We start from the raw sequence: 11,829 nt of genomic DNA, 5'->3' as shown, positions 1-11,829 counted from the left end.
CACCAATTCTTCAATTAAAAATAAACTACGAATACATTGGTTTATTATCATTGAGTGCGATCAAACCACGAATGGCACGATACACAATCCAAATCCATGCGACGAACACCACAGCAAACGCGAATGTAACCGCAGAAAGTGCAACACCTGCAAATACGTTCGGATTATCACCTGTAAAAAACAGGAAAAGGAACGGAATAAAGGCGATAATATTCCATGCCAGATACCACCAGAAAGTGCGGATCTGCCATGTAAAATGACTCTCAAAAATTGAGCCTTGCACATCACGACGTTTGACATAGTTAATGATCAAAGCCACGATTGCTAACAAACCACCAGTAAAAATCGCAATAATATAAAGAACATAAAGAATTAAGGTCAAGGTGCGATTCGGATCTTGATCAACAGAATAATTCATTTTTTATTTCTCCAGGACGAACCAACTCCCCTTAATTTAGTAAAAAACATTAAGAGGAGAAATTAACCAACATATCAACAATATATGAAAAGCTATGGTACAGAAATATATCTGACGAAACGGTTGTTTTTGTGTTTTATGTCTCAGTTTTTGCTGAGCGTACCAACCAGCGCACCATCCACCCAAAGCATCGACAATATGTAAAGTCTGTTCAGGTACACGACGATTGCCCAACTGCGCTGCTTCTTTATCTTGAGCATATAGCCAATAACTTAGTGCATTCATCAAACTCACAAACAGTAAGCTATACGGCGGCAACCATTTAGCTAAACTGGCAATTACCATAAAGCAAATATAGACCAAGATTCCAATTTTCATCGGTGTCCATGTCTGTTTCTGCTGAGATTTGGTCGGTGCTGCCTTATGCTCAATCACTTGCGATGCTTTCAAATAAGTGACTTGCTGTGCACGATAACGCCCACGTTCATCCAAAATCACAAGGTATTCCAACGCACAACCAACGATAGGACGAGGCCCAGGACGAGCAAAGTCTTTGATATGTAAAAAAACACGATCTTTAAATGCATCATTGGGTTGAATAAAACCGTAACCTTTTTCATCAAACCATTCAACTAATCGACCTTGATCTCGCATGACGTCTCCCTAAGCTGTGATCTGTTGTAAACGGTCTTGCAACATCATGCGCATTTCCATTGGATCTTTTTGCAAAATATCGCCACCTGTACGTCCATGTTCGGCATTTTTTTGGGCAACTTGCAAACGCATACTCCAAAAACGGCATGCAGCCATCGCCAAAAACACATCCAAACACGCTTTCTCATCTTGGGTGAGCATACGAATCGTTTGATAAGCTTGCAAGAATGCGTCGGCTTTAGCTTGATCAAGATGAGCTTGCGGATAGGCAGTACAAAAGTCATTGATACTAATCGCAATATCAAATAGCCATTCATCCTGATTCAACTCATAAAAATCTAAAATCCCCTGCAATTGATCGCCTTCAAACAGCGTATTGTCTCGAAACAAATCTGAATGAATAAAACCTATTGGTCGATCTGGATGCTGCTGAGTAATGTCTGCAAATTGTTGAAAAACCTGCGCCAATAAGTCCTGATCCGCTTGATTCATGTGAGGTTTCAACTGTTCAGCAACTTCAGTCCAATACTGATGATTGCGATTAAAATCACGCACTAAAGGAAAATTTTTTAAAGCCAAATGCATTTTTGCTTGTGCTTGAGCGATCGCTTGAATCTGTTCTATCGTGGCATCTTCGGGATGTACGCCCATCAAACGGGGTGCAATTTGGGCGGGTTTATTTGCAATACTATGAATCGCTTGACCATGGTGCTTGAGTGGCACCGCGACAGCAACACCTGCCTCACCCAAACAGTCCAATACAGGGACCAACTCACCCGCACCTTCCGCATCTAACTCTTCAAACACCGTTAACACATATTGCTTTTGTGTTTGATCCACCAAAAAATAATTGGTGTTTTGGATACCGCCTTGGATCGGAATCAGATCAATCACTGCCAAACCATAAGGCTCAGCAAAGGCTTGAACTTCATCTAAACTCAACGGGGTATAAACCGACATGGAAAACCTGCAAAAAATAGCTGTGAAGTTTGATAGAATACCCTTTCCCACCATGAAGGTGTAGCACCTAAGTCGGTCTCCTTTCTTTATTGGCGATTTTTTGGAAAATTTTATGCTCGCAAAACGTATTATCCCTTGCTTAGATGTTGATAATGGTCGAGTCGTCAAAGGCGTTCAATTCCTTGATATTCGTGATGCAGGTGATCCTGTAGAAGTTGCTCGTCGTTATAACGAACAAGGTGCCGACGAAATTACCTTTTTAGATATTACTGCCACCCATCATGGACGTGATACGACTTATCGTACCGTAGAGCGAATGGCAGAAAGCGTCTTCGTTCCTTTAACTGTAGGCGGTGGTGTCCGTAAAGTTGAGGATATTCGCTTATTGCTCAACGCAGGTGCGGATAAAGTCAGTATTAACTCAGCGGCGGTGTTTACCCCAGAGTTTGTTCAAGAAGCATCACAACGTTTTGGTGCACAATGCATCGTGGTCGCAATCGATGCCAAGCAAACAGGCGAAAATAAGTGGGAAATCTTTACCCATGGCGGCCGCAAGCCAACAGGTATCGATGCCATTGAATGGGCGGTCAAAATGGCAGACTTCGGTGCGGGTGAATTGTTAATTACCAGTATGGATGCTGATGGCACTAAAGCAGGCTATGATATTGCCTTGATGCGCCAGATCAATGATCGTGTCAGCATTCCAACCATTGCTTCAGGTGGCGTTGGCAATTTACAGCACTTAGCTGATGGTATTTTAAAAGGCGGTGCAGATGCAGTATTGGCAGCCTCTATTTTCCACTTTGGTCAACATACCATTCCAGAAGCGAAACAATATCTAGCTGATCAAGGTATTGAAATGCGTTTATAAGCATTAAAGTGATAAACAGCAACCTCCCAGTATGATCGCTTGGGAGGTTTTTTATTCGAGAAATTTTAGTCAAAAAAATACCTTGCTATGCAAGGTATAGAAACTGCGTTTATACAACGCCAGAGGGTAACTTCAACAACAATAACACTGGATTAATCTGAAACATTCACGCTGCTTGCACTAACATAGCGATAATCAAGTGGTAAATATTGACAGTAAAATCCTATATTATTGACAATTCACGACATAAGCACATGGTCATTATCATATTTTATCCAAAATACCCTCTTTGCGTTTTTCATCAAGATGCCACTGATACTGTTTCGGTGTCCTTTACCTGAGCGGTAGTCACTAATTTTGGTTTTTGCTCCACCCATTTAGCAGGAAAAATGGATTCAATGGCTTGCGTTAGTACTTTAGAAATAGGCGCTGGCAATGGCAAGCCAAGTGGATTGGCTTCTTTTAAATCAGCAGAAGATACCACCCGCGTTCCCATGACATAGTCAAACCAAGGACGTGTCACACACCAATTGGCATCTTGATTTGAATTCATATGATGATCATAGTGCCAAGGAATGGTACGTCGTGCCCAATCTGGCTCTAAATGCGCACGACGATGTACATAATAATAATTCCCAGCGCTATAAAGTGCAGCGAGTGACATTCCTTTTGAAAATGGATAAAACGCCACACTTGCCACTCCAGCCACAACGGCCAAGGACATCACTTCGTTACGGGTACGCCAATGTTCGAATCCTTGTACATAGCATTCATCCGAAAATTCCTGTTTACGGACTTCACGATGATGTGCCCAGTGTGACTCCATGCTTTTTGGTACAGGGCTATAACGTGGCTGTCCTGGACGGTGTACCCCATGCAAAATATATTTATGTGCAAACCACTCAAATGCATTGGCAACTGCCAAACCTGCGATGAACCCCTTGAACATGGTTTTCTCCTGATATTTCCTTCTTCTTATTTAAGATATAAATTTTTATAGGCGAAGTATTGACGATACGATATATTAATATTGACAAAACACGACAAGATGGGAACGGACAGGATGTCTCAACTCAAAAACTATACAGGTTCTGTTTTCGGTGGTTTAGGGCATTTATTAAAAGCCTACTGTGAAGCGAAACATATCGCTATTCCAGAACAATTACAGCGTGTTCAAAATCAAGAACGCTTCGATTATGTCATTTGGCGAGATTTGCTGGAAGACCTCAATCGCATACACCCCACCACCGCCTTAGGGCTGGAAATCGCTGAATATGTTCAGCCCAAACATTTAGGCATCATTGCTTATCTGGCACTGTCATGTGAAAACCTTGGCGAAGCGTTGGCTCGTTATCATGATTTTCATCGTCTTATTTATGATGGTAGTCCCTTGATTGTAGAGTTTGATCATCCTTATGCATCTATCCGTTGGGAAGCACCAGAGCCTCACCCCACCCAACTTACAGATGAAATTGCGATTGCCTTAATGGTGCAATTTCTCAAATTATTTATGTCTGGCGAAACAATTCATTTACACGAAGTTCATTTCGTCAATATTGCACCCAAGAACATACATATTTACGAGCAATATTTCCGTTGTAAAGTCCGCTTTGAACAACCGAAAACACAGCTTCTTTTACCCGTGACCGAAGCATTTAAACCGCTAAAAACAGGTGATCACACACTACAGCAATTGTTATTGCAACAAGCCCAAGCCTTATTGGAAAAGCTCCCGAACTCCACACAACTCGACCAACGTTTACAGCATGCGATTCTGACCGGTCTGCAAAAGGACCAATATCAAATTGACTTTATTGCTGAAAAGCTAGGACTTTCAGTTCGACAGCTTCAACGACACTTGCAGCAACAAGACACTACGTTTCAGGCACGTGTTCAGCAAGTTCGCTTTATGTTGGCAACAGAATATTTAAAAGACCCCCACCTTAGTCTGCAAGAAATCGCCTTGTTACTGTGTTATTCGGAACAAAGTGCTTTTCAACGTGCTTTTAAGCTTTGGACAGGGAAAACACCGCAACAGTGGCGGAACAACAACACAATTTACAATTCGTAATAAAACTCAATTCAAACTTACGGTTTCACAACTGTTCATTGTTTTTACAGCATTTATACAAGAGCGTAGAACCTGTGTGAATTAATTCACATTTTTTTCACAGGTCATCAGAAAATCCATAATAAATTTTTTTGGATGTTTTTTTATTTTTTATACATGGTTTGGTGATAACAATGAACAAATATTTAGCAGAATTTCTAGGCACCTTTTGGCTTGTTTTTGGTGGTTGTGGTAGTGCTGTTTTAGCAGCAGCTTATCCAGAACTTGGTATTGGCTTTGCGGGCGTAGCACTTGCATTCGGTCTTACTGTATTAACAGGTGCATATGCATTTGGGCATATTTCTGGAGGACATTTTAACCCTGCTGTCAGCGTTGGCTTGTGGGTGGGTGGTCGTTTTGAAGCCAAAGAACTCGCACCATATATTATTTCACAAGTGATTGGTGCAACAGTTGCAGCCTTGGTGCTTTACATCATTGTCCAAGGTCAAGCTGGCTTTGCAGGTACAGGTGGTTTCGCGAGTAATGGTTTTGGTGATTTATCCCCAAATAATTTCTCACTCGGCTCAGCCTTTATTATCGAGGTGGTATTAACTGCATTCTTCTTAATCATCATTATGGGAGCAACTGATCGTCGTGCACCTGCTGGCTTTGCACCTATCGCGATTGGTTTGGCATTAACCTTAATTCACTTAATCAGTATTCCAGTGACCAATACATCTGTAAACCCTGCACGTAGTACAGGGGTTGCTTTCTTTGCCGAAACAGCGGCTTTAGGTCAACTTTGGTTATTCTGGGTTGCCCCAATTATCGGTGCTGTGATTGGTGCTGTGATCTATAAATTGGTTGGACGTGAAAATAACTAAATCATGATGAAGTTCCAACGATTTATGATTAAAAAATGCCTCCTTTAAAAGGAGGCATTTTTATTGTGCTTATAAAAATGGATTATCTATTTCCTTTTCAGGCAAACGCTCAATCTTTTCGGGTAAGTCGTCTTTCTCTAATGCGATGACCACATCATTGATGAACTGCTGTAGTGCTTTTGCTGTTTGCAATCCCACCTGATCTTTGGTGATCTGCAAATTCCCATACAAACTGACGCAATCCACCTGATTTTCCAAAGTCAGATCATCAATCGCCGAAGATTCATTGCCATTTTCAAACGGTTTAAACATTTCAGCCTCACATTGTTATTTTATTTGAGATAGCCTGCGCTGTGCATTCTTGCTTTGCAAGTGATCCTACATTATCTCAACACTTGTAAAAAATACTGCACCAGCATATCCACCAACTGTCGAATAACTTCTTGCTTTGCTTCCTCATCTATTGACGACACTGGGCGTTCAGCCGTTAGCGTTGAGTTATTCGTAAACTGACGTTGTTGTGCCTGAATACTGTCTGCGCTGGCATCTTCTGCGCATTGGCTTTGACCATCCCAATGCAAATACTTCAACTCGCTCTGTGCTTTGACCTGCTGTGCTGAGGTGGGTAATTGATAGACATTACGCTTCTGTTGTTCTGTTAATTGGGGAAATAGGTTAATGCCTAATTTCTCTTCCAAATAACACACACTGACTACTTTTACCTGTAGCGAATTATTATTCGGAGCATAATACGCCCCAATAATCCCCTGCTTCGGCAAATACACCGCTTTATAAACTGCGGTTGGAACAATGACACCATTGCCAATGGTTTTTAGTCTTTGTCCTTCAAATACTGGACCTGTAATCACATAAGCATCTTTATGCTGCTTACTCACCACTGCACGTACCGCTTCCTCAACTTTACGCCAAACTTCCTGATTATTTTTAGGCGCTTGCGGCACCATATTTGCCAAGGAAAAACTATCGTACTGCGCGGCCTTATTATTCATATCGCCGTTTGGTGCCATATGTCCACGGTCATAACCTGAACCACGATAGTCTGATAGCAAAGCACGATGACGTTCCGCTACACGCGTTTCTTCATGGAAATTGTCTTCACGTTTGATTTTGATACTCAAACGTTCTGGGGTCAGATAGGCTGCTGACCAAAGTGGTGTTTTGGACACCCCTGAATACATCACATTAAAATCATTAAAACACAGTGCATAACTGTCTTTTTGCAAACTGGCTTTGCTGAGTAAGGGCGGAACATCACGATAAAATTGCTTTAAACAAGTGGGATTACCACTGCTTTGCAAGGGAATAAATTTGGCAATTTTTTCATTGCCAAAAGCTATCGCAAAACTACTTGTTGCAAGCAGCGCTAATACGATCTTTCCAAAATTTTGGCTCAAAAAAGCGAATTTCGCTTTACTCTTCCTGCTCGTTCTTCTTGCCATAACCATATCAAAATCAACATGAACGCGCAGCTTATCAAGTCAAACCCTTGCTGTACATTGAACAGCAGCTTAGAACGACACTTTATGTCGTAAATCTGAACACTCAATCACCAAACATAAAAAATGGCACCCGAGGGTGCCATTTTTATCGATCCAAGTTTAGATTTCGATCTGACTTCCTAACTCAACCACACGGTTGGTTGGAATCTGATAAAAGTCGCTGACTGGACTGGTATTACGTTGCATCGAAATAAACAGCTTTTCGCGCCAAGGAGACATTCCGTCACCCACCGTATGTACAATACGATCTCGTGAAATAAAGAAACTCATTTGCATCATATCAAACTCAAAACCAAGCTCTTGATATGCTTGTTCCAACGCATTTGGAATATTTGGTTGATCTTTAAAACCATAATACATATAGATACGATAGAAATGATCATCGAGTTTCTCGACTTTGATTCGATCTTCTCGTGCCACATATGGAATATCTTGGGTATATACCGTAACGATTACATTGCGTTCATGCAGTACTTTATTGTGCTTAATATTATGCAACATCGCATGAGGCACAATATTTGGCGTTCCTGTCAAAAAGATCGCTTCACCCGGAACAAATTGTGTTTCCCTGCTCATTCCAATACTTTTGATGAACAATTCAATCGATAAAGCATTTGTCTCCATGCGCTTGAAAACAATCTCACGACCACGCTTCCATGTCATCAAGATGGTATAGACCACCGCACCAATTAAAATTGGCACCCAACCTCCTGCCAAGATTTTTAATGAAGTTGATGCAACAAAAACTAAGTCCAATAGTAAAAATGGGATGGCCAGCAATGCCACTTTCCACCATGACCAACGCCAAACACCATATGCCAAAGTCGAGATCAGAATGGTGCCACACAACATGGTCATGGTCACCGCGACACCATAAGCACTAGCTAATTCGGTACTACTTTCAAAAAGTAAAATCAAAATGAAGACCGAAATAAACAACACCCAATTGATAAATGGCAAATAAATCTGACCTTGCTCCACATCAGAGGTGTGATGCACGGTTAATCTCGGTAAATAACGGAGTTGCATCGCCTGATTGGCAACTGAAAATACCCCCGTGATCACCGCTTGAGATGCAATAACCGCGGCAGCCGTTGCCAATCCAATCATCGGGAATAACGCCCAATCTGGAACCAAAAGGTAGAATGGATTTTCAATTGCTGCTGGATTACGCAGTAGTAATGCACCTTGACCAGCATAGTTGAAGAGCAAGCATGGCAGTACGATACAGAACCAAGCTAATTTGATCGGCATACGACCAAAGTGTCCCATATCCGCATATAGTGCTTCACCACCCGTCATGGTCAAGATCACTGCTCCCATGGTGATAAATGCAATGGTCGGCTGTTCATAAACAAAGTTAAATGCCCAGTAAGGATTGATCATCATCAAGACATAAGGGGTTTGAATAATACTCCACAATCCCACTAGACCGATCGAGATAAACCATAACAGGGTAACAGGACCAAAAAGTTTTCCCATCGTTGCAGTACCATGGCGCTGCACCATGAACAACCCTGTAAGAATCCCTAATGCAATCGGAACTAACCATTGGTTAAACGCAGGGGTGACAATACTTAGCCCTTCAATTGCAGATAGGACTGAAATCGCGGGGGTAATAATGCCATCACCGAAGAAAAGCGATGCACCGATGAAGCCGAGTGCAATTAGATAGATTTTATTTTTATCTGAAAATACTTTTGAGCGAAGGTTTAACGCCAGTAAAGAAATAATCCCACCTTCACCATTGTTATCTGCACGCATGATCACGGAAACATATTTAAAGCTAATGGTTAAGTTCATGCACCAAAAGATTAGCGATAATATCCCAAGTACCGATGCTTCACTGATCGCCATATGTCCTGTGTTAAAACATTCTCGTATGGCATATAACGGACTTGTTCCAATGTCTCCAAAGACCACCCCTAAGGCTGCCAATGTCATCACTGGCAATGCGGCTTTTTTTGCAGAACTTTGCATATATTTCAATCAAATCAACTTTGAGATCGTGCCATCTTACCACTAGCTCAAAACTTTTTCTGCAAATCTGTTTAGTGATAACTTGGCAGCTGGCTTTTTTTTGGTTACTATCGCACACCTTGGTGAGGTGTCCGAGTGGCTGAAGGAGCACGCCTGGAAAGTGTGTATACGTTTGCGCGTATCGAGGGTTCGAATCCCTCTCTCACCGCCAAGATTTATATTCATATGTTTGCATGAAATGAGAAAGCTTAAATCGAAGGGTTTAGGCTTTTTTATTGCTTGTATTTTTTCAATTGATTTGATAGGAATATTTAAAATTTCAATAATTTTAATTAAAATACCGTCATTTAGAATTAAACCATCTAAATAGGTTAAATCTAGTTATCATCAACTTTCCGGACTTTCTCAATCGTAATGTACTCATTCGGAATAACGATCTGTTTCTCCATCTTTTTAACTTTGTAAGCAATCAGGGTGTTTTTACCAATACCCTGAAATAAAACTTTTACATCCTTAAAAATAAAGGTTTGATGTTCGCTTAACTCAGGAGTCGTTGTTTTAGGTAAATCAATTAAGCTGGCATAAGGGGCTTTAATATACAGTGTCGCTTTTTCTATACTGACACCTGTTTTTTGCATTGTGAAATCTAAGAATACTTTGCCAATATCTCCAATAAAAAACATAGGTACAAGGGGAATTAGGATAAGAAAGAACGATATTTGTATACTGTCTTTAATATGTGTTTCTAATCTCTTTAATTTAGTTCTTGCAAATGCTTTAAGATTTTCACTGGCATCAGGATCATCAATAATCTCCTTTAAGTTTTCAAACTTATTGCCAAACTCTTTGATCTTCTGCCTATTAATGTAAAAAGCATAATAAAAAAGTGAAATAAAGGCCGAAGTAAGTGCTACATAAAGACTGATTTTCCAATGCAATAACAATAAACTTCGAATGGTATATAAAAGATAAAGAGAGCCAGCTAGTGTCAGGATACTTATCTTTGGAAAGGGAAGTTTTCTACCTATTTGTAGGTGCTGCGGTAAATACTTATCTATGGCACTTAAAATTAGATAGGCCATAGGCATCAATGAAATCCCAAAGAAAAACAGCACTATGCTTAATCCAGTATAGACAATAGAACAGGCAACAAAAATCAATAGAAAAATAAGTGTATCGCCAAAGCTAATTTCTGAAGGGATATAACCAATTGTGAGAAGATAGGCAACTAAGCACAATATTCCAATCGAAATAATTACTTTTATAGTTGTTAGACCTACCTCATGCCACTGACTAAAATTATTTAAAAATCTTGTTGTTAAATCATTCATTATTCATTAAACCAATTTTTATAACGCCCTTTAAATGAGCTTCCCCAAAACATGTAAACCTATTATGAAATACTTATTAATTCCTAATTTAGATTTTTTAGGTGCTTTGCCTCAAACAATTTAGATAAAGTCAAAAATAATCTATATCACTGATCCCATAAAAGATATCCATTCTCTTTAGCTTGCCGATACGCCCAACTCGCAACACTATGGGATCTTTCAATATTCGTCAGAAATCCAAGCTTTGATAACTCCTCTGTAATGAGGCTATCAAAATTTTGGTTTCGTTCTTGCCACTGCAACAAAAAATCTTCCGACGCCAAGAAATCACTTTTAGCTGAATTGCATTTTTCATCTGCAAGCACAAAATTATGACCTGTATCTGCTGGGTACATCGCCCAAGGTATAAAATGATCCACAGCCCACTTATTTTGCTTAATTGGCTTTCGGCAGTAAAAACACTTACATACCTGTAGGTCAAATAGGAACTCCCCTACTTGACGAAGTTGACTTCGGCTTGGTTCAAACATGAATGTTGCCAAATCAGGTAAACCATCTAAAACCAGTAAATTACCTTTATTTAACCTTACAAAATCAACCCACTTTTTCTGGCATAACTCTTCAATAATTTCACTGAATTGGCGTAAGCAATACATGACATTTGGCAAAAGTATAAGTTGTTTTCGAGAATCTTCTAAACGATATAAAAACTCAACATTTTGACCTTTCAAATTTTGTAGGTAGGTCACAGGCATCTTCTTTACAATCTCTGCAACTTTCTTTTTCAATTGCAGCCAGTAAACATGATCTCGTCTAGCTAAGGCAAGGGATTTATAACTTTGCTGGGCAGTGTGAATTAAGCTGATAATTCCTGCTTGCTTGCCATTATTCTGTTGTAATCGGAACGGTTCATTTTCATTAAAATGAAATGGGAGAGTCTGCTTCCAGTATAAATCTATAAATTTTTCTGCAATATCCAGATAGTCTAAAGTTAAGCCTTCTCCAGTATCGCGCCCCTGTTCAATCGCCAAACGAGAAAGGCTCATCAATAAAGCAAATTTATAAGTGGAAGAAAAACTTCCTGAATGTAAAATTTGCTGAATCTGTTTCAGAAACTTAAGCTGTTGCTGTGGTGTAGGTATAGATACTGACATTATTTAT

The 11,829-nt window shown here is 40.1% G+C and carries 12 protein-coding genes and 1 tRNA gene; 4 read left to right on the top strand and 9 right to left on the bottom strand.

The window, feature by feature from the left end; all coding sequences use genetic code 11:
• Window positions 1–25 precede the first annotated feature (25 nt).
• From DS737_RS01000 to DS737_RS00990, 3 genes are read right to left on the bottom strand one after another with little or no spacing between them, the layout of a single operon-like run.
• On the bottom strand, window positions 26–418 hold the full coding sequence (locus tag DS737_RS01000; protein WP_017395074.1) for a DUF4870 family protein: 393 nt from the start codon (window positions 416–418) through the stop codon (window positions 26–28).
• A 36-nt stretch (window positions 419–454) separates the two neighbouring features.
• Window positions 455–1,072, bottom strand: coding sequence for a DUF1294 domain-containing protein (locus DS737_RS00995; protein ID WP_113996564.1), 618 nt, complete (start codon window positions 1,070–1,072; stop codon window positions 455–457).
• A gap of 9 nt (window positions 1,073–1,081) precedes the next feature.
• Window positions 1,082–2,032 carry a homoserine kinase gene (locus DS737_RS00990; protein ID WP_113996563.1) on the bottom strand — a complete coding sequence of 317 codons (951 nt, stop codon included), beginning with the start codon at window positions 2,030–2,032 and terminating at the stop codon, window positions 1,082–1,084.
• A 112-nt stretch (window positions 2,033–2,144) separates the two neighbouring features.
• Here DS737_RS00990 and hisF point away from each other — a divergent pair, with 112 nt between their 5' ends.
• Window positions 2,145–2,903 (top strand): imidazole glycerol phosphate synthase subunit HisF, encoded by a 759-nt coding sequence (gene hisF / locus DS737_RS00985; protein ID WP_004641438.1) that lies wholly within the window; start codon window positions 2,145–2,147, stop codon window positions 2,901–2,903.
• Between the two features lie 301 nt (window positions 2,904–3,204).
• Here the strand turns inward: hisF and DS737_RS00980 are convergent, their stop codons facing one another.
• Entirely contained in the window at window positions 3,205–3,852 is a 648-nt protein-coding gene (locus DS737_RS00980; protein ID WP_005087092.1) for a sterol desaturase family protein, read from the bottom strand.
• A gap of 114 nt (window positions 3,853–3,966) precedes the next feature.
• Here DS737_RS00980 and DS737_RS00975 point away from each other — a divergent pair, with 114 nt between their 5' ends.
• Together DS737_RS00975 and aqpZ are read left to right on the top strand one after the other, a co-directional pair.
• Entirely contained in the window at window positions 3,967–4,974 is a 1,008-nt protein-coding gene (locus DS737_RS00975; protein WP_042874522.1) for an AraC family transcriptional regulator, read from the top strand.
• Window positions 4,975–5,147: 173 nt separating this feature from the next.
• On the top strand, window positions 5,148–5,837 hold the full coding sequence (aqpZ, locus tag DS737_RS00970) for an aquaporin Z (protein WP_004641445.1): 690 nt from the start codon (window positions 5,148–5,150) through the stop codon (window positions 5,835–5,837).
• 69 nt (window positions 5,838–5,906) lie between these two features.
• Here aqpZ and DS737_RS00965 read toward each other — a convergent pair whose 3' ends face one another.
• The 3 genes from DS737_RS00965 to DS737_RS00955 all read right to left on the bottom strand — a co-directional run bounded on the left by DS737_RS00965 (window position 5,907) and on the right by DS737_RS00955 (window position 9,337).
• Window positions 5,907–6,149: a hypothetical protein gene (locus DS737_RS00965; RefSeq protein ID WP_005087095.1), complete on the bottom strand. Its 243-nt coding sequence runs from the start codon at window positions 6,147–6,149 to the stop codon at window positions 5,907–5,909.
• 71 nt (window positions 6,150–6,220) lie between these two features.
• Window positions 6,221–7,297: a DNA/RNA non-specific endonuclease gene (locus tag DS737_RS00960; RefSeq protein ID WP_017396594.1), complete on the bottom strand. Its 1,077-nt coding sequence runs from the start codon at window positions 7,295–7,297 to the stop codon at window positions 6,221–6,223.
• Between the two features lie 159 nt (window positions 7,298–7,456).
• Window positions 7,457–9,337 carry a potassium transporter Kup gene (locus tag DS737_RS00955; RefSeq protein WP_113996562.1) on the bottom strand — a complete coding sequence of 627 codons (1,881 nt, stop codon included), beginning with the start codon at window positions 9,335–9,337 and terminating at the stop codon, window positions 7,457–7,459.
• Window positions 9,338–9,458: 121 nt separating this feature from the next.
• Between DS737_RS00955 and DS737_RS00950 the strand changes: the two genes are divergently transcribed.
• Window positions 9,459–9,548: transfer RNA gene (locus tag DS737_RS00950), tRNA-Ser, on the top strand.
• Window positions 9,549–9,714: 166 nt separating this feature from the next.
• Here DS737_RS00950 and DS737_RS00945 read toward each other — a convergent pair.
• Complete coding sequence (locus tag DS737_RS00945; RefSeq protein WP_113996561.1) at window positions 9,715–10,668, bottom strand: hypothetical protein; 954 nt, start codon at window positions 10,666–10,668, stop codon at window positions 9,715–9,717.
• 146 nt (window positions 10,669–10,814) lie between these two features.
• Window positions 10,815–11,822, bottom strand: coding sequence for an HNH endonuclease (locus tag DS737_RS00940; protein WP_113996560.1), 1,008 nt, complete (start codon window positions 11,820–11,822; stop codon window positions 10,815–10,817).
• Between the last annotated feature and the right edge of the window lie 7 nt (window positions 11,823–11,829).

Origin of the sequence: Acinetobacter haemolyticus, from assembly GCF_003323815.1 — a bacterium.
Classification (GTDB): Bacteria; Pseudomonadota; Gammaproteobacteria; order Pseudomonadales; family Moraxellaceae; genus Acinetobacter; species Acinetobacter haemolyticus.
The sequence above is the reverse complement of the archived record's forward strand: the minus strand, read 5'-3'. Positions and strand labels throughout refer to the sequence as shown.